Source organism: Sphingomonas sp. Leaf230, assembly GCF_001421745.1.
Lineage (GTDB): Bacteria > Pseudomonadota > Alphaproteobacteria > Sphingomonadales > Sphingomonadaceae > Sphingomonas.
Genome location: NZ_LMKW01000001.1, coordinates 456,714 through 478,575 on the forward strand (window position 1 = coordinate 456,714; position 21,862 = coordinate 478,575).

21 protein-coding genes and 2 tRNA genes are annotated in these 21,862 nt (G+C 65.8%); 11 read left to right on the forward strand and 12 right to left on the reverse strand.

What is annotated here, in order from left to right; all coding sequences use genetic code 11:
* Positions 1 to 55 precede the first annotated feature (55 nt).
* Both ASE82_RS02120 and ASE82_RS02125 read left to right on the forward strand, forming a co-directional pair.
* Complete coding sequence (locus ASE82_RS02120; protein WP_056058257.1) at positions 56 to 910, forward strand: NAD(P)-dependent oxidoreductase; 855 nt, start codon at positions 56 to 58, stop codon at positions 908 to 910.
* 155 nt (positions 911 to 1,065) lie between these two features.
* Positions 1,066 to 2,718, forward strand: a complete 1,653-nt coding sequence (locus ASE82_RS02125) for an amidohydrolase (protein WP_435368526.1) — start codon at positions 1,066 to 1,068, stop codon at positions 2,716 to 2,718.
* 9 nt (positions 2,719 to 2,727) lie between these two features.
* On the opposite strand, the gene ASE82_RS02130 is transcribed toward ASE82_RS02125, so the two are convergent.
* The 6 genes from ASE82_RS02130 to ASE82_RS02155 all read right to left on the reverse strand — a co-directional run bounded on the left by ASE82_RS02130 (position 2,728) and on the right by ASE82_RS02155 (position 10,839).
* A complete protein-coding gene (locus ASE82_RS02130; RefSeq protein WP_056058260.1) occupies positions 2,728 to 3,615 on the reverse strand; it encodes an acyl-CoA thioesterase in 888 nt (295 codons plus the stop codon).
* Positions 3,616 to 3,688: 73 nt separating this feature from the next.
* Positions 3,689 to 4,816: an acyl-CoA dehydrogenase family protein gene (locus ASE82_RS02135; protein ID WP_056058262.1), complete on the reverse strand. Its 1,128-nt coding sequence runs from the start codon at positions 4,814 to 4,816 to the stop codon at positions 3,689 to 3,691.
* Between the two features lie 132 nt (positions 4,817 to 4,948).
* Positions 4,949 to 6,130, reverse strand: coding sequence for an acyl-CoA dehydrogenase family protein (locus tag ASE82_RS02140; protein ID WP_056058266.1), 1,182 nt, complete (start codon positions 6,128 to 6,130; stop codon positions 4,949 to 4,951).
* Between the two features lie 4 nt (positions 6,131 to 6,134).
* Entirely contained in the window at positions 6,135 to 7,439 is a 1,305-nt protein-coding gene (locus ASE82_RS02145; protein ID WP_056058269.1) for an amidase family protein, read from the reverse strand.
* Between the two features lie 37 nt (positions 7,440 to 7,476).
* The gene (locus ASE82_RS02150) at positions 7,477 to 9,522 is read right to left on the reverse strand and encodes a 3-hydroxyacyl-CoA dehydrogenase NAD-binding domain-containing protein (RefSeq protein WP_443025059.1); all 2,046 of its coding nucleotides are present in this window, start codon (positions 9,520 to 9,522) and stop codon (positions 7,477 to 7,479) included.
* Between the two features lie 96 nt (positions 9,523 to 9,618).
* Entirely contained in the window at positions 9,619 to 10,839 is a 1,221-nt protein-coding gene (locus tag ASE82_RS02155) for a serine hydrolase domain-containing protein (RefSeq protein ID WP_056058273.1), read from the reverse strand.
* Between the two features lie 193 nt (positions 10,840 to 11,032).
* On the opposite strand from ASE82_RS02155, the gene ASE82_RS02160 reads away from it, so the two are divergent.
* Positions 11,033 to 12,739: a class I adenylate-forming enzyme family protein gene (locus tag ASE82_RS02160; RefSeq protein ID WP_056059549.1), complete on the forward strand. Its 1,707-nt coding sequence runs from the start codon at positions 11,033 to 11,035 to the stop codon at positions 12,737 to 12,739.
* A 156-nt stretch (positions 12,740 to 12,895) separates the two neighbouring features.
* Here ASE82_RS02160 and glpK read toward each other — a convergent pair whose 3' ends face one another.
* Positions 12,896 to 14,380 carry a glycerol kinase GlpK gene (glpK, locus tag ASE82_RS02165; protein WP_056058276.1) on the reverse strand — a complete coding sequence of 495 codons (1,485 nt, stop codon included), beginning with the start codon at positions 14,378 to 14,380 and terminating at the stop codon, positions 12,896 to 12,898.
* A 172-nt stretch (positions 14,381 to 14,552) separates the two neighbouring features.
* Between glpK and ASE82_RS02170 the strand changes: the two genes are divergently transcribed.
* The 3 genes from ASE82_RS02170 to ASE82_RS02180 all read left to right on the forward strand — a co-directional run bounded on the left by ASE82_RS02170 (position 14,553) and on the right by ASE82_RS02180 (position 16,007).
* Complete coding sequence (locus tag ASE82_RS02170; RefSeq protein WP_156348754.1) at positions 14,553 to 15,701, forward strand: AI-2E family transporter; 1,149 nt, start codon at positions 14,553 to 14,555, stop codon at positions 15,699 to 15,701.
* A gap of 54 nt (positions 15,702 to 15,755) precedes the next feature.
* Positions 15,756 to 15,832: transfer RNA gene (locus ASE82_RS02175), tRNA-Asp, on the forward strand.
* A gap of 98 nt (positions 15,833 to 15,930) precedes the next feature.
* A tRNA-Asp gene (locus tag ASE82_RS02180) sits at positions 15,931 to 16,007 on the forward strand.
* Positions 16,008 to 16,274: 267 nt separating this feature from the next.
* Here ASE82_RS02180 and ASE82_RS02185 read toward each other — a convergent pair.
* From ASE82_RS02185 to ASE82_RS02200, 4 genes are all read right to left on the reverse strand, one after another.
* On the reverse strand, positions 16,275 to 16,475 hold the full coding sequence (locus ASE82_RS02185; protein ID WP_056058279.1) for a DUF2842 domain-containing protein: 201 nt from the start codon (positions 16,473 to 16,475) through the stop codon (positions 16,275 to 16,277).
* Positions 16,472 to 17,005 (reverse strand): 5-formyltetrahydrofolate cyclo-ligase, encoded by a 534-nt coding sequence (locus ASE82_RS02190; RefSeq protein ID WP_056058281.1) that lies wholly within the window; start codon positions 17,003 to 17,005, stop codon positions 16,472 to 16,474. Before ASE82_RS02190 ends, ASE82_RS02185 begins: the two co-directional genes overlap by 4 nt.
* Positions 17,006 to 17,209: 204 nt before the next feature.
* Complete coding sequence (locus ASE82_RS02195; RefSeq protein WP_056058285.1) at positions 17,210 to 17,533, reverse strand: cell division protein ZapA; 324 nt, start codon at positions 17,531 to 17,533, stop codon at positions 17,210 to 17,212.
* On the reverse strand, positions 17,533 to 17,727 hold the full coding sequence (locus tag ASE82_RS02200; RefSeq protein WP_200910636.1) for a hypothetical protein: 195 nt from the start codon (positions 17,725 to 17,727) through the stop codon (positions 17,533 to 17,535). Before ASE82_RS02200 ends, ASE82_RS02195 begins: the two co-directional genes overlap by 1 nt.
* A gap of 144 nt (positions 17,728 to 17,871) precedes the next feature.
* Between ASE82_RS02200 and gap the strand changes: the two genes are divergently transcribed.
* The 3 genes from gap (at position 17,872) to ASE82_RS02215 (ending at position 20,664) form a co-directional block, all read left to right on the forward strand.
* Positions 17,872 to 18,882, forward strand: coding sequence for a type I glyceraldehyde-3-phosphate dehydrogenase (gene gap / locus ASE82_RS02205; RefSeq protein WP_056048489.1), 1,011 nt, complete (start codon positions 17,872 to 17,874; stop codon positions 18,880 to 18,882).
* A 184-nt stretch (positions 18,883 to 19,066) separates the two neighbouring features.
* Positions 19,067 to 19,477 carry an MOSC domain-containing protein gene (locus ASE82_RS02210; protein WP_056059554.1) on the forward strand — a complete coding sequence of 137 codons (411 nt, stop codon included), beginning with the start codon at positions 19,067 to 19,069 and terminating at the stop codon, positions 19,475 to 19,477.
* Positions 19,474 to 20,664, forward strand: coding sequence for a phosphoglycerate kinase (locus ASE82_RS02215; RefSeq protein ID WP_056058288.1), 1,191 nt, complete (start codon positions 19,474 to 19,476; stop codon positions 20,662 to 20,664). The genes ASE82_RS02210 and ASE82_RS02215 overlap by 4 nt, the downstream gene beginning before the upstream one ends.
* On the opposite strand, the gene ASE82_RS02220 is transcribed toward ASE82_RS02215, so the two are convergent.
* A complete protein-coding gene (locus tag ASE82_RS02220) occupies positions 20,661 to 21,140 on the reverse strand; it encodes a TlpA family protein disulfide reductase (RefSeq protein ID WP_082441186.1) in 480 nt (159 codons plus the stop codon). The genes ASE82_RS02215 and ASE82_RS02220 overlap by 4 nt on opposite strands.
* A 152-nt stretch (positions 21,141 to 21,292) precedes the next feature.
* On the opposite strand from ASE82_RS02220, the gene relB reads away from it, so the two are divergent.
* Both relB and ASE82_RS02230 read left to right on the forward strand, forming a co-directional pair.
* Complete coding sequence (relB, locus tag ASE82_RS02225) at positions 21,293 to 21,523, forward strand: type II toxin-antitoxin system RelB family antitoxin (RefSeq protein WP_056058293.1); 231 nt, start codon at positions 21,293 to 21,295, stop codon at positions 21,521 to 21,523.
* Positions 21,520 to 21,849, forward strand: coding sequence for a type II toxin-antitoxin system PemK/MazF family toxin (locus ASE82_RS02230; RefSeq protein ID WP_056058296.1), 330 nt, complete (start codon positions 21,520 to 21,522; stop codon positions 21,847 to 21,849). Before relB ends, ASE82_RS02230 begins: the two co-directional genes overlap by 4 nt.
* The last annotated feature ends 13 nt before the right edge of the window (positions 21,850 to 21,862 follow it).

Below are 21,862 nucleotides of genomic sequence, written 5' to 3' on the forward strand. Positions count from 1 at the left end.
CCGACCCGCTAGACCATCTGGCGCGCATGGGAAACACCGCTTATGCGCGGACGCTATGGCAAAACTGGCATTCATCGGAACCGGCGTCATGGGCGCGCCGATGGCGGGACACCTCGCCGCGGCAGGGCACGACGTCACCGTCTATAATCGGACTCAGGCCAAGGCGTTGGCGTGGGCCGATAAATATGGCGGCAAGGTTGCCGACACACCCGCGGCGGCGGCGAAGGATGCCGAGGCGGTGTTCGCCTGTGTCGGCAACGACGACGATCTGGCCGGTGTCACTTTAGGCGAGGACGGCGCGTTCGCCGCGATGCGCGACGACGCGGTGTTCGTCGATCACACCACCGTCTCGGCCTCGATCGCGCGACGCCTCGCGGGTGAGCGTGCGCTGGTAGTCGACGCACCCGTATCGGGCGGGCAGGCTGGCGCAGAGAACGGCAAGCTCTCGATCATGTGCGGCGGTTCGACCGAGGCGATGGCGAAGGCCGAACCCTTCATGCAGGCCTATGCCGCGCGGATCGTCCATGTCGGCGAGGCGGGCGCAGGCCAGACCACCAAGATGTGCAACCAGATCGCGATCGCCGGCGTGATCCAGGGCGTCGCCGAATCGCTGCGGTTCGCGCAAAATTCCAGGCTCGATCTCGACAAGGTGTTCGAGGCGATCTCGGGCGGCGCGGCGCAGAGTTGGCAGATGGTCAATCGCTGGCCGACGATGGCGAAGGACGAATTCGACTTCGGTTTCGCGGTCGACTGGATGCGCAAGGACCTTGGCCTCGCGCTCGACGAAGCACGACGCAACGGCGCGGTCCTGCCGGTCGCGGCGCTGGTCGATCAATTCTACGCCGATGTTCAGGCTATGGGCGGCGCCCGCCAGGACACGAGCGCGCTGGTACGGAGATTGCCGAAGTGATCAAGCGCATTACGACGACTCTGCTCCCCTCCCTGGAAGGGAGGGGCCGGGGGTGGGTTGGCCCGTTGTCCAGGCACCAGGCTGCCCCAACCAGCCGACCCACCCCCAACCCCTCCCTTCCAGGGAGGGGGGCAAGAGCCGCGCTAGTCCTGGCATTGCTCCTCCCGACCCCCGCGCTCGCCGACGGGATCGTCGACAACGTCAACGGTGTCACCATTGCCGACGGCGGACGCGTGATCCACTTCAAGGCGATCCTCGTAGACAAGGATGGTCGCGTCACGCGGCTCGTCCCCCCCGGCGAGGAACCACCCAAGCTCAGCCGCAAGGAACTGAAAAAGAACGCCGGCAAGCCGCTGTACGACTGGCGCGTCGACATGGGTGGCAAGACGGTGTTGCCGGGCTTCATCGACGCCCATGGCCATGTCCTAGAAATGGGCTTCGGCGCGCTGTCGCTCGACCTGTCGATGACCAAGTCGCTCGCCGAGGCGAAGTCGCGAATCGCCGCCTACATTGCCGGCAATCCCGATCGCAAATGGGTCCTGGGCCGCGGCTGGAACCAGGAGGCGTGGGGGCTGGGTCGTTTCCCGACCGCCGCCGACCTGGAGTCGGTTTCCGGCGGCCACCCAATCTGGCTGTCGCGCGCCGACGGGCATGCCGGCTGGGCGAACCGCGAGGCGATGCGCGAGGCCGGAGTCACCGGCGCGACCGTATCTCCAGCGGGCGGGCGGATCGAGAAGACCGGCGGCGCGCCCGCGGGCGTATTCGTCGACGGCGCGCAAGGATTGATCGAGAAGGTCGTGCCGCAACCGCTTCCCAAGGAGCGCGATGCCGCGTTCCTGACCGCGCAGCGCATCCTGCTCGGCTACGGCGTCACCGCGGTCGCCGACATGGGCACGACGCTCGACGACTGGCTGACCTATCGCCGGATGGCGGACATCGGCGGGTTGCGCGTCCGCATCATGAGCTATGCGATGGGCGTCGAGACCGCGAGCCGGATCGGCGGCAAGGGGCCGACGCCGTGGCTGTACAATGATCACCTGCGGATGGGCGGCGTGAAGCTCTATGCCGACGGCGCGCTCGGGTCGCGCGGCGCATGGCTGCTGAAACCCTACTCGGACGCACCGGGCCAGTCGGGGCTCGGCTTCCTGACCGACGACCAGCTTCAGAACCAGATGAGCCGCGCGGCGATGGACGGGTTCCAGGTCGCGGTCCATGCGATCGGCGACAAGGCGAACCGGGAAGTGCTCGACGCGATCCAGGTCGAGAGCGAGACCTATACCGGCGATCGCCGCTGGCGGATCGAGCATGCGCAGATCGTCGATCCGACCGACCTGCCGCGCTTCGGCAAGTTCGGCACGATTGCCTCGATGCAGCCTACGCACGAAACCAGCGATCGGACGATGGCCGAGGCACGGCTGGGCCCGAACCGGTTGGCGGGGGCTTATGCGTGGAAATCGATGCTGACCAACGGCGCCAAGCTCGCCTTCGGGACCGACTTCCCGGTCGAGAAGCCCGATCCGTTCGCGACCTGGGCGGCGGCGTTCACGCGTCAGGACGCCGATGGACAGCCGCAAGGTGGCTGGCAACCGCAGGAACTGGTGACGCGCGAACAAGCTTGGTGGGCGATGACCGGTGCTGCGGCCTATGCCGGGTTCGCCGAGAAGCAGTTCGGCGCGCTAGCACCGGGCCAGCGTGCGGACTTTATCGTCGTCGACCGTGATCCGACGATGGTCTCGCCGACCGACCTGCGCGCGACGAAGGTCAGCGAGACGTGGATCGGCGGGGAGAAGGTCTGGGTGCGCAAGTAACCGCGCGGGTTACTGGCGCATCCTGATCAACCCCTCCTGCGCGACGCTGGCGACGAGCCGGCCGTCGCGCGAGAAGATGCGCCCGCGGTTGAACCCGCGGGCGTGTCCGGACCACGGTGCGTCGCAGGCGTAGAGCAGCCAGTCGTCCGCGCGGAAATCCTCGTGCAGCCACAGCGAATGGTCGAGGCTCGCGGTCTGCAGCCCCGGCGTGATCCAGTTGACGCCGTGCGGCAGCAGCGCGGTACCGAGCAATGCCATGTCCGACGCATAAGACAGGATCGCGCGGTGCATCGCCGGGTCGTCGCCGATCGGCGCGACCAGGCGGAACCAGTTGGCATGCGCCGCGGGTTGCGGAACGGGCTCGATCCAGCTGCGCGGGTTGACCGGACGGATCTCGATCGGGCGCTGGCGAAGCATGTGCGCGCGGAACTTCTCGGGGATGCCGTCGATGCTCTCCAGCCTTAGCTCACGATCCGAGCGCAGGTCTTCGGGCGGGGCGACATCGGGCATCGCATCCTGATGATGGAGTCCGTCCTCGGGCGTCTGGAACGACGCCGCCATGTTGAGGATCGGCTGCCCCTTCTGCATCGCGATCACCCGCCGGGTGGCGAAACTCCGCCCCTCGAAATCACGCACCACGCGGTAGACGATCGGGTAATCCTCGTTCCCCGGCCGCATGAAATACGCGTGCAATGAATGCGCGGCCTTGGGCGCCTCGGTCGAGCGTTGCGCGGCCTGCAACGCCTGCGCGATGACCTGCCCCCCGAACACGCGACCGACCCCGCCCGGCTGGCGCTTGCCGACGTAGAGATCGGTATCGACCTCCTCGATTTCGAGCAGGTCGACGAGCCCCTGCGCGAGAGCTTCGGGCGACGTATCGGCAGTATCCAAGCTCATCTGACCTCCGTGTTCACCCGCGAAGGCGGGTGCCCAGTCTGGGCCCCCGCCTTCGCGGGGGCACACCCTACGGTCAATACCCCGCGGCTACGGCCAGCCGATCCGCATGGAAGTTCGCATCCCCGAACATCTCGGCCAGCACCCGCGCGCGCTTCATGTAGAAGCCGATGTCGTATTCGTCGGTCATGCCGATCCCGCCATGCATCTGCACGCCCTCCTGCACGCTCAGCGTCGTCGCCAGCGCGGTCATCGCCTTGGCCACCGACACCGCCTCGTCCGCGCGGTCGCTGCCGAGATCGAGCAACTGCTGCGCCTTCAGCACGGCAGCGCGCGCCACCTCCATCTCCGAATACAGATGCGCGGCACGGTGCTGGAGCGCCTGGAAGCTACCGATCAGCGTCCCGAACTGCTTGCGCTCCTTCATGTAGCCGATCGTCATGTCCATCGCCCCGCCGCCGACACCGAGCAGTTCCGCCGACGCCCCGGTCCGCCCTGCCCGGAGCAGGCGATCGAGCGGCGAACGCCCCGCATCGACCTCGCCGATCACTGCATCCGCATCGACCTCGACGCCATCGAACTCGAGCCGTGCAGCCAAGCTCGAATCAGCCAGACGCTCGGCATTCGCGGTCAGCCCAGCAGCATTCTTCGGCACCGCAAACAGCGTGATCCCGTCCTTGTCGTCGGCACTGCCTCCGGTACGCGCGGCGACGATGATCAGGTCGGCGGTGTGGCCATGCGTGACGAACCGCTTGACCCCGGTCAGCTTGAAGCCGTTGCCCGAGCGTTCGGCGGTCAACGCCACGGTGTCGCGGTGCTTGGCGCCCTCGTCGATCGCCAGCGCCGCGACGGTCTCGCCAGCGATGATCCCCGGGAACCAGCGCTCGGCCTGCCCCGTGCCCTTCAAGGCCTCGACCGCCGCGACCGCGGTGGCGAGGAACGGGGAGGGGGACAAATTGCGCCCGATCTCCTCCAGCACCACGCCCGCCTCGACATGGCCGAGCCCGAGCCCGCCCTGGTCCTCGCCGATCAGTATGCCAGTAAAGCCCATCTCCGCGAACTGCTTCCACAGGTCGCGCGAGAAGCCGGTCGCATCGTCGGCGTCGCGCAACGCCCGCATGTCGCTCACGGGCGCGTGCTCCGCGACGAAATCGCGAATGGTGTCCTGAAGGACGGTCTGGTCGTCGTCTAGATACAGTGGCATTTCAATTCCTTCTTCTCCCTCGCCCCGTCGGGGAGAGGGTCGGGGAGAGGGGCTGTTGGGTCGGATCGCCCGAGCCCCCTCTCTCCCGCCTACGCTTCGCTGCGGCACCCTCTCCCCGAAGGGGCGAGGGAATTACGCCGGCAATTCCAAAATCCGCTTGGCGATGATGTTGAGCTGGATCTCGCTCGTCCCGCCCTCGATCGAGTTCGCCTTGGTCCGCAGCCACGACCGCGGGATCGCCCCGCCGCGCGACCGATCGCTGTCCCATTCGAGCGCATCCGACCCGCCCGCCGCCATCATCAATTCGTACCGGCCCTTGTTCAGCTCGGTCCCGTAATATTTCATCATGCTCGGCTGGGCAGGATGCGCCTTGCCCGCCTTCAGTTCGTCGATGAAGCGTTCGGACATCGCCCCGAACGCCTTCGCCCGCACCTCGAACAACGCGATAGAAGCACGCAGCAACGGATCGGCCAGCCGCCCGTCATGCCCAAGCCCGACAGTCGCGATCGCGCCATCGATCAGCGGATTGCCGCCGCTCGACGCCAGCCCCATTCCCGAGATCATCTCGCGCTCATGCCCGAGCAGATATTTCGCGACGTCCCAGCCCTTGTTCTCTTCGTAGACGCGGTTGACCTTGGGCACCTCGACATTGTCGAAGAACGTCTCGCAGAACGGCGAATTGCCACTGATCAGCAGGATCGGCTTGGTCGACACGCCCGGCGAAGACATGTCGAACAGCACGAAGCTGATCCCGCCCTGCTTCGACGTCTTGTCGGTGCGGACGAGGCAGAAGATCCAGTCGGCCTTGTCGGCATAGGACGTCCACACCTTCTGCCCGTTGACGAGATAATGGTCGCCCTTGTCCTCCGCCGAGGTCGCAAGCCCGGCAAGGTCGGAGCCTGCATTCGGCTCCGAATACCCCTGGCACCAGCGGATCTCGCCCCGCGCGATCTTGGTCAGGTGATCGAGCTTCTGCTCCTCGGTGCCATATTTCAGCAGTGCCGGCCCGAGCATCGAGATCCCGAACGAATTGAGCGGGTTGCGCGCCTTGATTGCTGCCATCTCTTCGCGCAGAATCTTCGTCTCCGCGGGCGACAACCCGCCGCCGCCATACGCCTTGGGCCAATCCGGCACGGTCCAGCCCTTGGCGGCCATCTTGTCGAGCCACTCCTTTTGCGCAGGGCTCGAAGGCTTGAACTGGCGCCCGCCCCAGCAGACGTCGTCCTCCGAGCGCACCGGTTTGCGCATCTCGGGCGGGCAGTTCTCCGCGAGCCACGCACGCGTTTCGGTACGGAAAGTATCGAGGTCGGACATCGGATCAGCTCCTGCTTAGTCGATTGCACAGCGCGGCGACGGCGATCGCGTCGTGGTCGCGGTAACGGTTGGTGATGACCTGCACGCCGATCGGCAGGCCGAGCGGGTCGATCCCGACGGGCACGCTGGTCGCGGGCAGATTGGGGAAGGTGGCGAGCCCGGCCCAGGCGAACTGGACGCCGAACGGGGTATTTTCACCGTCGATCGAAAGCGTGCGCCGCGCGACGTTGCGCTCGGCGATATGCGCGAAGGCGTTCACGCCGCTCGCCGGCGCGATCACCGCGTCGAACTCTTCGAACAGTGCACCCCAGGCGCGTTGCAACCGCGCCTGCGAATCGAGCAGGTCGAACCAGTGCGACAGCGTCGCGACCTTGCCGTCGCGCGCGGGTCCGCCGCGGGTCATCGCGATGCCGAGCATCCGCATATAGTCGGCATGCTGCGCGGCGAGGTCGATCGGTGGGGGTGCGCTTGAAATGATGGCGCCGGCCGCGGCGAGGGCTTCACCGACGCGCCCGATCGCGCCGACGATCGACGAGTCGACGCGTGCCGAGGGATGCGCGGTGAGCAGCAGGATGCGTGGTCGGGCTAAGTCGACGGTCGCGCGCGGCAAGGGGATGTCGGCGAGGATATCAAGCGCAACGGCCAGATCCTCGGGATTACGCGCGAGCGGACCAATGACGCCGAGAGCCGCGCCCGCCCCGTCGGTGCCGGGCACGCGGTGGCCGATATCGGACAAGGCGCCATAGGTCGGCTTGTGCCCCCAGACGCCACAGAACGCGGCCGGCACGCGGATCGAGCCGCCGATATCGGAGCCGAGCTCGAGCGGTACCATCCCCGACGCGAGCGCCGCCGCGGCACCACCCGACGATCCGCCGGGCGTCAACGTCGGGTCGAGCGGATGGTTCGTCCGGCCATGGATCGGGTTGTCCGCCTGCCAGTCGCTCAACCGCACCGGCACGTTGGTCTTGCCGAGGATCACCGCGCCCGCCGCCTTCAGCCGGGTGACGGCGACGGCATCGCGGTCGACGATGTTGTCGCGATGAACCCCGACGCCCCAGCTGGTCGGCAGGCCGGCGACGTCGAACGATTCCTTGACCGTCATCGGTACGCCGAACAGCATCCGGTCGTCCGGACCCTCCGCATCGAGCGCCCGCGCCGCCTCTCGCGCCCGCGCGAAATCGCGGACGACGACGGCGTTGATCGCACGGTCGCGCGCCTCGATCCGCGCGATCGCCGCGTCGCACTCGGCGAGCGCGGTCGTCTCGCCCGCACGGATCGCCGCCGCCGTCTGGAGCGCAGACCGCTCCATCAGCGATCGACTACCGGCAAGAAACGACCACGACGGATCACTTCAGTCGACCACCCGAGACCGCGGCATCCTTCAGCGACTTCGCCACCGGGAACCCGTATTTCTCGAGCCCAGCCACGACCTTCGGCAACCCCTCGGACTGCGCCCAGAACATCGGGCCACCGCGGTACACGGGCCAGCCATAGCCGTAGATCCAGACCACATCGACGTCCGACGCGCGCTGTGCCTTGCCCTCTTCGAGGATCAGCGCGCCTTCGTTGACCATCGTGTAGAGCGTCCGCACGACGATTTCCTCGTCGCTGATCTCGCGCGGCGTCACGCCCGACTTCTTGCGGAAGTCGTCGATGATCTCGGTCACCCGTGCCGAGTTCGACGGCGTCCGCTTCTCGTCGTAATCGTAGAAGCCCGCCTTGGTCTTCTGGCCCCAGCGGTTCTCCGCCGCGAGCGCATCGCGGATGTTCTCGATCCGGCTCGGATCGCGGTGCCAGCCGATGTCGACGCCCGCGAGATCGCTCATCTGGAACGGCCCCATCGGCATCCCGAACGCGACATGGACCTTGTCGATCTGCTCCGGGCTCGCGCCTTCGAGCAGCAGCTTGGTCGCCTCGACCTGCCGCGGCATCAGCATCCGGTTACCGATGAACCCGTAGGTGACGCCCGCCACCACGGCGACCTTCTTGATCTTCTTGGCGAGCGCCATGACGGTCGCCAGCACGTCGTCCGCGGTCTTGTCGCCGCGCACGACCTCCAGCAATTTCATCACGTTGGCGGGCGAGAAGAAGTGCATCCCGACCACGTCCTCGGGCCGCGTCGTGCACGCCGCGATCGCGTCGATGTCGAGATACGACGTGTTCGAGGCCAGGATCGCGCCCGGCTTGGCGATCGCGTCGAGCTTGGTGAAGATCTCCTTCTTCACCTCCATCGTCTCGTACACCGCCTCGATGATCAGGTCGCACTCGGCGAGATCGGCGAAGTCGAGCGTCGGCTTCAGCGCACCCATCGCCTGTTCGACCTGTTCGGGCTTCATCCGGCCCTTGGCGGCGGTCGCCTCGTAATTCTTGCGCACGACGCCGGTGCCGCGGTCGAGCGCGTCCTGCTGCATCTCGACGATCGTCACGGGGATGCCCGCGGACAGGAAGTTCATCGAGATGCCGCCGCCCATCGTGCCCGCGCCGATCACGCCGACGCGCTTGATCTCGCGGAGCCTGGTGTCGGCGGGGACGTCGTCGATCTTGGCCGCCTGACGCTCGGCGAAGAAGATGTGGCGCTGTGCGGCCGACTGCATGCCCATTATGAGCTTCATGAATTCCTGACGCTCGAACGCGATGCCCTCCTCGAAACTGGAGCCGTCCGCAGCCTTCTCGACGCAGGCGATGTTCGCGGCCGGCGCGTCGAAGTTGCGGAAACGCCGGGCGTTTTCCTTCTTGAATGCGGCCACGGCATCCGGATCGGCCTGCGCGGTCTTCTCGGACGCACGGGGCAGGGGGCGCTTCGTCGCGATCTCTCGCGCGAAGGCGACGGCATCGGCCTCAAGGCTGTCTTCACCGACGATCTTGTCGATCAGCCCGGCATCGAGTGCCTTCTTCGCCGAGATCGGATCGCCCTTCGCGGTCATCTCCAGTGCGAGCTTCACGCCGGCGATCCGCGGAATACGCTGCGTGCCACCCGCGCCGGGGAGCAGGCCAAGCTTCACTTCGGGCGTGCCGATCTTCGCCGAGGGAACGGCGACGCGGTAATGGCAGCCGAGCGTCACTTCGCAGCCGCCGCCGAGCGCGGTGCCGTGGATCGCCGCGACGACGGGCTTCGACGACGCCTCGATCATGTCGACGACGGTCGGCAGGCCGGGCTCGACCATTTCCTTGCCGAACTCGGTGATGTCGGCGCCCGCAAAGAACGTGCGGCCATCACAGCGGATCACCATCGCGGTGATGCTGTCGTCGTTCACGCCGTCCTTGATCGCCGCTTCGAGGCCCTGGCGGACCGCCGCGCCGAGTGCGTTGACGGGGGGATTGTTCGAGATGATGACGAGCACGTCGTCATGGCGTTCGGTGCGGATCGGGCCAGTATTCGTCGACGGGGTCATCATACTCTCCTTGTTCTCCTGCGAAAGCAGGAGCCCAGGGCCACATCGGCAGCCCTGTGTGATACTGGACTCCTGCGTGCGCAGGAGAACGAAAACTCAGGTCATCGCCGCGTAGATCATCGTCTTCAGTTCGCGGCGGATGGGATAGAAACTGCTCGGCGAAAGCTGTGTCATGAACACCATCGACAGGCGTTCGACGGGATCGACGAAGAACGCGGTCGAGAACATCCCGCCCCAGTAGAATTCGCCCTTCGACCCCGGCACCATCGTCTTCGCGACGTCGTCGGTGATCGCGAACCCGAGCCCGAAGCCGGTGCCCGCGTTCGACGCCTCGCTGAACAGCGACTTCGACATCGCCGCGAGATCGGATTTTCCGGGCAGGTGGTTCTGCGTCATCAGGTCCAGCGTCTTGCGCCCGAGAATGCGCGCGCCGTCGAGTTCGCCCCCGTTCAGCAGCATCGTATTGAACCGGTGATAATCGAGCGCGGTCGAGATGAGCCCGCCGCCGCCGGAAACGAGCTTCGGCTGCCGGCTCCACGCACTCTCAGTCCCGCGATCGTACATCACGCGGCCCTTGCCCGGCGCGAGCGTGTAGCAATCGGTCAACCGGTCGAGCTTGTCGGCAGGAACCTGGAAGAAGGTGTCGTCCATCTTCAGCGGCGCGAAGATGCGCTCTTTGAAGAACTGGTCGAGCGGCAGGCCCGACACGCGCTGCACGACCGCGCCCAGGACGTCGGTCGCAACCGAATAATTCCATGCGGTGCCGGGCGAGAATTCGAGCGGGATCTTCGCCAGCGCGCCGATGAAGCCGTCGAGGTCATACCCGCCATGCCAACCCTCGATCTTGCCCTCGCGGTACGCGGCATCGACATTCGACCGGTTCTGGAAACTATACGTTAGCCCCGAGGTGTGGCGGAGAAGATCGACCATCCGCATCGGCTCGGCAGTTGGCTTGGTCACGAACGGAACGCCGCCGCCACCCCCATCATAGACGCCGATGTCCTTGAACTCGGGCAGCACATGGTGGACCGGCGTATCGACCGCAACGAGGCCCTGCTCGACCAGCATCATGAACGCGACCGACGTGATCGGCTTGGTCATCGACGCGATCCGGAACAGCGATCCTTCGTCGACGCTCTTGCCGCCCTCACGCGCCGTGCCCGCGTTCGAGAAATGGACGATCTCGCCGTCGCGCGCGATCAGCAATTGCGCGTTCGGCAGCTTGCCCGAATCGACGTAGCGCGTCTGGAGCAGCGTATCGATCGCCGCCAATCGGCTCGCATCGAAGCCGTGCGCGGCAGGTTCAGCGATTTTCACGATTCGACCGTCCGTGTCATGACCCGCTCCATACCCCTAGTTCGAACTTGGCGCCTCTATTGCCTTGAGTGCGGCAGGAATCAACTATAACCTGTCTTCGAACAGGCGATAAGCCAAACCCGAAATTCAACTCTGGAGTCAACCGGTCTTGGCAAGCGAACCGATCATCGCACTCGATCCCTCCTGGCCGGCGATGTCGCTCGCCGATGCCGAGCGAATGCTGACCGCGCCCGGCGCGAAGTTCGAGATGGAGATGCTGACGATCGACGGCGTCAAGACGCGCATCTGGAAGAATGCACCACCCTCGTTGCGCTGGCTGGCTGAGGCGGCGCGCGCGCATGGCGAACGGGTCTTCACGGCGTATGAGGACGAGCGCGTCACCTACGAGGCGAACTTTCGCGCGATCGCGGTACTGGCGCACCGGTTGCGCGAGATGGGGATCGGCCCCGGTGACCGCGTCGCGCTAGCGATGCGCAACCTGCCCGAATGGCCGGTCGCGTTCTTTGCAGGCGCCAGCATCGGCGCGATCATGGTGCCGCTCAACGCGTGGTGGACCGGCGCGGAGATGGAATACGGCCTCGCCGATTCGGGCGCGCGCGTGCTGATCACCGATGACGAGCGGCATCACCGGCTGGAGGCGGCCTATGCGACGCTGCCGGCGCTGGAGCACGTGTTCGTCGCGCGCGCCGCCGAACCGCTGACGGGGATCGTGACGCGGCTGGAGGACGTGATCGGCACCCCGCACGACTGGGCTGCGCTGCCCGATGTAGGCCTCCCAGAAGCGACGATCGCGCCCGACGACGACGCGACGATCTTCTACACCAGCGGGACCACCGGCGCGCCCAAGGGGGCGCTCGGCACGCACCGCAACATGATGTCGAACATCATGTCCGGCGGCTATTCCTCCGCCCGCTCGTTTTTGCGGCGCGGTGAGGCTCCGCCCGAACCGACGCCGCGCGTGACGCTGACCGTGATCCCGCTGTTCCACGTTACCGCCTGCTCGGCGGGGATGATGGGGGTGATCGCGACCGGCAGCACGATGATCTTCATGCGGAAATGGGACACCATTCGCGCGATGGAGATCATCGAGCGCGAGAGGGTCAACATCACCGGTGGCGTGCCGACCATTGCCTGGCAGTTGCTCGAACACCCCGACCGCGGCCGTTACGACCTCTCGTCGCTCGAATCGATCGCCTATGGCGGCGCGCCGGCGGCACCCGAACTGGTGAAGCGCATTTACGCCGAATTCGGCGCGATGCCCGGCAATGGCTGGGGCATGACCGAGACGATGGCGACGGTCACGCATCATGGCGGGGAGGACTATCTCAACCGCCCGACCAGCGCTGGGCCTCCGGTCGCTGCTGCCGACCTGAAGATCGTTGCGGACGACGCCGTGACGGAGATGTCTCTGGGCGAGGTCGGCGAACTCTGGGCACGCGGCCCGATGATCGTGAAGGGATACTGGAACAAGCCCGACGCGACCGCCTCGACGTTCGTTGACGGCTGGGTCCGAACCGGCGACCTGGCTCGCCTCGACGACGAAGGATTCTGCTACATCGTCGACCGCGCCAAGGACATGATCATCCGCGGCGGCGAGAACATCTATTCGAGCGAGGTCGAGAACGTCCTCTACGCGCACCCTGCGGTGACCGACGCGGCGCTGATCGGTATCCCGCATCGGATCCTCGGCGAGGAGCCGGCGGCGGTGGTGCATCTCGCACCGGGTGCGGTGACGACCGAAGCTGAGTTGCAAGGCTGGGTGCGGCAGCATCTGGCGGCGTTCAAGACGCCGGTGGCGGTCCGGTTCGTGCACGAGACTCTGCCGCGCAATGCCAATGGGAAAATCTTGAAAAAGGACCTGCAGGTGTTGTTTGCGGATCGGGTGGGGGTGGTGGCTTAGCCGCAGCATGCCTGCTTAGGTGCGCCTCCCCGGCGGAGGCCGGGGTCCAGTTGGGAAGGTCGTGGTAACGACGCGTTGCCCTACGTTAGCGATATTCCCCAACTGGGCCCCGGCCTTTGCTGGGGTGGTGGTTGGGGTTGCGGCGCGCGATCGGTTCTAGCGCTTCGACTCTGCGACGACCGCATCGACCGCAGCCTTCCATCCCGCCAGTCGCGTCTGCCGCTCGTCCTCTCCCTGCGATGGCGTGAACGTCTCGACCTCGCCGAGCATCGTCGTCGCGTCCTCCAACCCCGCGAACAGCCCCGCGCCGACACCAGCCAACATCGCTGCGCCCAACGCGGTCGTCTCCGCGAATCTCGGCCGTTCGACTGCGATCCCCAGCAAATCTGCCATGTCCTGCGCCATCCAGTCGTTGGCGACCATGCCGCCGTCGATCCGCAGGCTGTGCCAGTCGATGCCGTCGGCCGCGAACGCGGTCTTCAGGTCGTGGGCTTGGTACGCCATCGCCTCCAGAGCCGCGCGAGCCACGTGCGCCTTGCCGGTGGCGAAGCTCAGTCCCGAGATGCTCGCGCGGGCATTCGGTTCCCACCACGGCGCGCCGAGGCCGCTGAGCGCTGGCACTAGGTACACGCCGCCGCTGTCGGGCACGCTGCGGGCCAGTGCTTCGGTTTCGGCGGCCGTGCCGATCAGCCCGAGCGTGTCGCGGAGCCACTGGACGAGGCTGCCGGCGACGAACACCGACCCTTCCAGCGCATAAGTGCGCTCGCCGCCGAGCTGCCACGCGACCGTCGAAAGCATCCGGTGGCCCGAAGTCGGCGGTGTCGCGCCGGCGTGGGTGAGGATGAACGCCCCTGTTCCGAACGTGGCCTTGGTCTGGCCGGGTGAAAGGCAAGCTTGGCCAATCGCGGCTGCCTGCTGGTCGCCTGCGATGCCGCAGATCGAAATCGCCGCGCCGAACGCTGTCGTTTCGCCGAATCGTCCGGCGCAATCGACGATCTCCGGCAACGCAGCGCGGGGCACGCCGAACAGCGCGCAGAGCCCGTCGTCCCAGCTGCCGGTGTGCACGTCCATCAAGGCGGTGCGCGAGGCGTTGGTGGCGTCCGTCACGTGCAACCCGCCGGTCAGTTTCCAGATCAGCCAGCTGTCGACCGTGCCGATCGCGAGGCGCGCGCCGGCGTCCGCGAGCTGCGGCCATTCGCGCATCGCCCAGCCGATCTTCGAGGCGGAGAAATACGGGTCGAGCAACAGGCCGGTCTTGGCCTGAACCTCAGCTTCGTGGCCCCGTTCGCGCAGGTCCCGGCAGGTCGCGGCGGTACGCCGGTCCTGCCAGACGATCGCGGGCGCGAGCGGTTCGCCGGTCTCGCGGTCCCAGAAGACGATCGTCTCGCGCTGGTTGGTGATGCCGATCCCGGCAATCCGGTGCGCGCCGCCTGCCTGGGCGACCATCGCCGCGGTCACCCGCAGCGTCTTGCGCCAGATCTCGGCGGCATCATGCTCTACCCATCCGGCGCGTGGGTATGTCTGGTCGAGCGCGCGGGCTTCGCTGGCGATGCAGCGGCCGTCGGTCGCAAACAGCATGGCGCGGGTGGACGTGGTGCCCTCGTCGATAACGAGAATTAGATCATTGGCGTCGTTCGGCATGCTTGAATGCTAGCCACGATTACGGGATGGGGAAACAAAGGAAAATGCCATGACGGACGAGGGCCTTCGCCACGAAAAGAACCAGCCGCAAGGCGGGGACAGCGCCGTTACCGAAGGTCCGCCGGCCGAGAGTGCGTTCGGGCTGCCGATCGCGGTCGGGGTCGAGGATGCGATGCGAATCGCGCAGCGTCGCGATCGGTTGCTGGCGGCGCTGACGCTGACCGCGGGTGTCGGACTCATACTCGCGACGCCGTTCGCGTTGAAATCCGGAGCGGAGTTCTTCCTTCCGCTGACGATCGCGCTGGTGATTTCAGTGGCCTTGGTGCCGGTGCTGGAATGGCTCGAGCGGCGGCATGTTCCTTCGCCGCTTGCCGCGATCCTGTGCATTCTCGTGTTCCTGATCGCCGCGAACATCGCGATTGCCGCGATCCTCGTACCGGCGACCGATTTCTTCAGGTTGCTGCCGACGCGGTTGGACCGAATTCAGAACAATCTCGCGCCGCTGCTTGATCTTTATTCGAGCCTCGAGAAATATGTGAACAAGACGCTGCGACAGGTCGCGTCGACGCCGATCAAGCAGCCTGCGACCGCGGGCGTTGCTGCGCCGGGGTCGATTCTCGAACTTGCCGCGACGTCGGCGCCTGCCGTGATCGTCCAGTTCCTGTTCGGAATTCTGATCGTGTTCTTCTTCCTGTCGGGCTGGACGCGGATGCGGCGGCAGACGATCACGGGGCGGACCAGCTTCGACGGGGCGATGGCGACCGCTCGCGTGATCCAGGATATCGTCGACGACGTGTCCGCGTATCTTGGCACGATTACCCTCATTAACATCGTGCTGGGGATAATCACTGGCGTAGCGCTGTGGTTCATCGGCATGCCGTATCCGGCGATGTGGGGAGGGATCGTCGCGCTGCTCAATTACATCCCGTATTTCGGGCCCGTGATCGGTGCGTTTCTGCTCGCGCTGGGCGGGCTGATGACGTTCTCGGATATCTGGATGGCGATGCTGCCGCCGGCGCTGATGTACGGGCTGCACCTGGTCGAGGCGAACGCGATCACGCCGTTCGTGGTCGGGCACCGGCTGACGATCAGCCCGTTGCTGATCCTGATCTCGCTGAGCTTCTGGGGATGGGTGTGGGGCACGTCGGGCGCGTTGCTCGCGGTTCCGCTGCTGATCATCATCCAGACCATCGTGAAGGCCGCTGGCAAGCCCGATATCGCCGGGTTCCTGTTCGAGCACGGGACGCTGGTGCAGCCCAAGACCGGGCGAAATCGTCGTCGTGGCGACCCGCCCGAGACACAACGTGAAACTGGCGGATAATTTGGGTTGACGGTATCCGAACCCTCGCCTAGTTGCCGCCTCCACGCTGTTTCAGCGGGTGTAGCTCAGTTGGTTAGAGCGCCGGCCTGTCACGCCGGAGGTCGCGGGTTCGAGTCCCGTCACTCGCGCCATCGTTTACCCTGACCGGGTAGATGGTTCGAGATTGTGTTGAGGTTTTGACGAGCCTTCCCGCGTGGCCCTAGGGTCGCTAAGGTTCGTCATTGGGAATGCGGGTGTAGCTCAGTTGGTTAGAGCGCCGGCCTGTCACGCCGGAGGTCGCGGGTTCGAGTCCCGTCACTCGCGCCATCCCAAAGGGGTGGCTGAGACCCTTTTAGATTTTGGGTGCTGCGAGCATCCCGTCCAGCCTCCAAGGTCTGGATCATGCCCATTCCGTTCATGCCGAGTAGAGACCGAGTAGCTTCGAAGAAGCGTATCGAGGGCTCGTATCGAAGCATGGGTTCCCCGCGCCAACCTGTCCTTCGATACGCCGCTGCGCGGCTACTCAGGACGAACGGTAGGGGCCGGGGGGGCAGCGGAGCGCAACGGCTCTGGGAGGCGGCAGGCAGGGCTGCGTTACCGCCCGAGCTCCATCCACCGCAGCACCGGCTTCAACGGTGCGATCCAGATCAGGCCGGTGAACAGGTAGAACACCAGTTGCCCCAGCCAGTGCCAGCTGCCGACGATGTTCGACAAACTCACGACGGCCACGCACCACACTAAGATTAGTAGCAGGATGCCGAGCATGCCGACGGGTTTGCGCCAGGTTGGCGTCATGGCGTGATCCAGTCTGATTCGGTGGCGATGGCGTGGAGCGGGACGTCCCATGGGTCTGGGGTCAGCGTGTCGACTTCCTGCACCGACAACGCAACCCCGACGCGCCACGCGTTCGGGTGGGCAAGGAAGGCGCGGTCGTAATAGCCGGCGCCCTGGCCGATCCGGTTGCCGCTGCGATCGAAGCCGACGAGCGGGGTCAGGATGATGTCGGGTTCGAGTTCGGCCGCGTCTTCGGCGGGCTGGTGCAGCCCGAACGGTCCGGCGATCAGCGCCGCTTCGGTCGCCCAGGACAGGAAGCGCATCGGCAGCGAGCGGCGGACGATATGAGGCAGGGCGATGACGCACCCGGCATCGACCGCAGCGCGCGCGAAGGGCGAGGGATCCGCTTCGCCGCCGAACGGGACATAGGAGGCGACCGTCAGTCCGGGTTTCAGCCGTGCCAGAAACGCCGACGGCACAGAAAGCTCGACCGGCGGGCGCGCTTCTCGCGCGGCGCGGAGCGAGGCTCTCAGCGCGCTCTTGTCGGTCATGCGCCTGCGACCCTGAGATAAAGGGAAGATGGTGGTGTGGCGGGCCCACCATGGCCGTGTGCCGGGTTATCCACTGACGCACGGTACGTCAGGTGGGGACCATGTGCTTCGGACCAGGATCCTAACAGGGACAGCCCCCTATGGATGATGAATAGCCTCAGGGATAATAAAGGCTCGTACCGGGCAGAACCCGCCACAGCCAATCTAGGCGTTGGGCGGGCTAAGCTCAAGGGGCGTGTGTTCGAGAACCTGGGCGAGCCCTTCGAGACGATCTGCGATCCGGGTAAGTGCGATCTCGCTGACTGCGGAGCCTTCGGGTGGCCGGTGCGCGGCTTCGTCGAGGTCGTCGGCGAGCATCAGCGCGACGAACAGCATCGCGCGCTCGGCGCTGAGACCGCCTGCGGCACGGTCCGCGGTCGCCCAGCGTTCGGCGACCATCGCGCCCAGCAGGCGGACGCGCGACTCTTCGCCGTCACGGCAGGCGACGGCATGGGGACGGCCGCCGATATCGAGCATGACCTGTGCCATCAGTTGGGGCTCCCACGCGTGATGACGTCGTCGAGCGCGGCGACGGCTTCGGCCATCCGCGCCTTGAGGGCAGCGTGGCGCTTGGCGAGCGCGTCGCCAGCTTCGGTGCGGGCTGCAATGGCGGATTCGATCCGTGCGATCGCGGCATCGATCCGGTCGACGGCAGTTGGTCCGTCGGAAGGTGTGTCTGACATAGCATGCGAGATAGCATGGACGGGGGGTGCGACAAGTCGGTTTAGGCGAAACCCATCACCATCCACGGTGTTGACAGGGCGGCCCACCGCCCCGCAAAGGCATCGCGCCCGGAACGGACTCGCGGGCGTAGCGGAGAGACAGCAATGACGGTCAAGGTTGCGATCAACGGTTTCGGGCGCATCGGCCGTCTCGTCGCCCGTGCGGTACTCGAACAGTCGAACGGCGCACTCGAACTCGTCGCGATCAACGATCTCGGCGATGCCAAGTCGAACGCGTGGCTGTTCAAGCGCGACAGCGTCCACGGCAAGTATCCGGGTGAGGTTTCGGCCGAGGGCAACGAGCTGGTCGTCGACGGCAAACGCATCCGCGTCACCGCCGAGCGTGACCCGGCAAACCTGCCGCACGCCGAGCTGGGCGTCGACATCGTCCTCGAGTGCACCGGCTTCTTCACCGACAAGGCCAGCTGCCAGAAGCATCTCGATGCGGGTGCCAAGAAGGTGCTGATCTCGGCGCCGGGCAAGAACGTCGACCTGACCGTCGTTTACGGCGTCAACCACGACAAGCTGACCGCCGAGCACACGATCGTCTCGAACGCGTCGTGCACCACCAACTGCCTGGCGCCCGTCGCCAAGGTGCTGAACGATGCGATCGGCATCGAGCGCGGCCTCATGACGACCGTGCATGCGTACACCAACGACCAGAAGATCCTCGACCAGATCCACCCTGACCTGCGTCGCGCACGCGCTGCGGCGATGTCGATGATCCCGACCACGACGGGGGCCGCGCGCGCCGTCGCCGAAGTGCTGCCGGAGCTCAAGGGCAAGCTCGACGGTTCGGCGATCCGCGTGCCGGTGCCGGACGTTTCGCTGATCGACCTGACCTTCACGCCGTCGCGCGATACGACGCGTGAAGAGGTGAATGCGGTGCTGAAGGCGGCCTCCGAGAGCGGCCCGCTGGTCGGCGTGCTCGACTGGTCGGACGAGCCGCTGGTGTCGATCGATCTGCAGCATACCCCTGCGTCGTCGACGATCGACAGCCTGGAAACCGCGGTGATCGACGGCAAGCTGGTTCGCGTCGTCAGCTGGTACGACAACGAGTGGGGCTTCTCGAACCGGATGGTCGATACGGCCACGGCGATGGCGAAGTTCATCTAAGCTCGCGATCTATGCGTCCCCTGTTCCGTTCGCTTCGAGCGCAGTCGAGAAGTCGTCTCCCGTGACAGATGGTGTCTCGACTGCGCTCAACACGAACGGGGAGGGAGCGGTGGCTCGGGCCCAGGCCTCGACGACAGTCGGCACGATCGCCGGGATCGCTCGCCACGCGCGCGCCAAAGCCCCGATGGAGGTCATCGACGATGTCGAGATCACCATCGAGGCTGGCCTGCACGGCGACTTCCGCGGTCGCGTGAAGCTCGGCGGCAAGGGGCGGCGGCAGGTCACGTTGCTCGAACGCGGCGACTGGGACGCCGCGATGGCCGAAGTTGGGCGCGATATTCCGTGGTACGAACGGCGTGCCAATCTGCTCGTCGATGGCTTCGACCTTCCCCAGATACCCGGCACGCGGCTCCGCATCGGCGCGGACGTCGTGCTGGAGGTGACGCGCCACACCGATCCGTGCGACCGCATGGATGCACTGGCGCCAGGATTGTTCGCTGCGCTGACGCCGGACTGGCGGGGCGGGGCCTGTACCCGAGTTTTGATGGGCGGCAGAATCGCCGCCGGTGATGAGATCAGGATCGAAGAACCATGACCAAGCCATTCAAGACGCTCGATGATATGGGCGATGTCCAGGGCAAGCGTGTGCTCGTCCGTGAAGACCTCAACGTGCCGATGGCCGAGGGGCATGTCACCGACGACACTCGGCTACGCGCGACCGTTGCGACCGTTGGGGAACTCGCGGACAAGGGCGCGATCGTCCTCGTCCTCGCGCATTTCGGTCGTCCCAAGGGCGTCCCAAGCCCCGAATTCTCACTGTCGCAGGTCGTGAAGCCGTACAGCGAAGTGCTCGGCCGCGAAGTCCGCTACATCGACTGGGAAGGGGCGGATGATGCCGTCGCTACGCTCGAACCCGGCGACATTGCGGTACTGGAGAACACGCGCTTCTTCGGCGGCGAGGAAACCAACGACGCGGCGGTGGTGACCCGGTTCGCGAGCCTCGGTGACCTGTACGTCAACGACGCCTTCTCCGCCGCACACCGCGCACATGCTTCGACCGAAGGCCTTGCCCACGTTCTTCCCGCCTTTGCCGGACGCGCGATGGAAGCCGAACTCGACGCGCTCCAGAAGGCACTCGGCGAGCCCGAGCATCCGGTCGCGGCGGTCGTCGGCGGCGCGAAGGTTTCGTCGAAGCTCGACGTGCTGCGCCACCTCGTCACCAAGGTGGATCATCTGATCATCGGCGGCGGCATGGCCAACACCTTCCTCGCGGCACGCGGCGTCGATGTCGGTAAAAGCCTTTGCGAGCATGAGCTTGCGAGCGTTTGCGAACAGATCATGGAAGCTGCGGACAAGGCGAACTGCACGGTCCACCTGCCATACGACGTCGTGGTCGCCAAGGAGTTCAAGCCGAACCCCGCCACCCGCACGGTGAACGTGCACGAAGTCGCCGCCGACGAGATGATCCTCGACGTCGGTCCGGCCGCGGTCGAGTCGCTTGGCGACGTGCTCAAGAACTGCCGCACGTTGGTGTGGAATGGTCCGCTCGGTGCGTTCGAGACGCCGCCGTTCGACAAGGCGACCGTTGCGCTCGCCAAGACCGCGGCGGCGCTCACCGAAGGTGGTTCGCTCGTCTCGGTCGCGGGCGGCGGCGATACGGTTGCGGCGCTCAATCACGCGGGCGTTGGCGATGCGTTTACGTTCGTCTCGACGGCAGGCGGCGCATTCCTCGAGTGGATGGAAGGCAAGGACCTTCCCGGCGTCGCGGCGCTGACGCGTTAAGGCGCCGGTTCCCGCAGCAACGGGACCAGCAGGGTATTGAGTTCATTTAGGTCGATCGCGCCGGCTTTCGCATAGCGAACCACGCCGGCGCGATCGATGATGTAGTTGGTGGGGAGGGCGCCCATCACCGCGAACGGCCCCTTGATTCGCCGCGCCGACGGGATCGTCATCGCGGCGAACAGGGGTTTCAGCTTGAACGCAGGCAGCGAATCCTCCGTCGCCACCGCGAACACGCGCAGGCCGTTGTCCTTGCGAATGCGGTAATAGCTGTCGAGCAGCGGAAGCTCCGCCTTGCACGGCCCGCACCATGTCGCCCAAAAGTTCAAGACGACAACCTGCCCGTGCAGATCGGCACTGCGCACCTTGGTCCCGTCGATCAGCGTCAGTTCGAACGGCGGCGCTGGTTCGCCGATCTTGACTGCGGCCGTCGCTGCGGAGGCGATCGCGATTATCGCGCATGCGACGATGCCTTGCATGATCTTCATTGCCGCGCCCCTGTGCCGCCCGCCCCGTATTTCGAGAGTGTCGGCGTCGAAAGATCCAACGTCAATCACTAGGTTTGCAGTCCAGCCGGGGTTGATCCTCAACGCCCGCCCGCCTATGTTTAACATGTTAAACGGAGACTCGGATGCTTGGCGTCAGGCTCGATAGCGAACTCGAAGAGCGACTCGCGGCGGTTGCGCGCACCCAAGGGCGCAGCAAGAGCGATATCGCACGCGAAGCTGTGCGACGCTATGTCGAGCGCCACGACGAGGCGTTCCTGGCGGAGGCACGGCGTCAGTCGCTCGCGGCGGCTGATCACGATCGACGGGCGGGTGAAGAAGATTGGGACACACTGATCGCGGCGCCCCCTGCATGAAATTCGTCCGCGGTATGATCGTCGTCGGGGCGGGCAAGGGCGATTTCTCTGGCAAGCCGCGCCCCTTTCTTGTCGTCCAATCAGACCTTTTTGCAGATCACGCGACGATTTCTCTTTGCCCGCTGACAAGTGTCATCAGCAGTACGAACTTGTTTCGTGTATCGCTCGAGGCCTCTCCCGAGACTGGCCTCGTTCGCGACAGCGAGATTCAAGTAGACAAGGTCGACAGTCTCCGTCGCGACGAGATCAGCAAAATCATTGGCATGACACCGATCACCACCATGACCAGAGTCGACGACGCGCTGCGCCGTTGGCTCCAACTTTAAAACAGGATTTCAG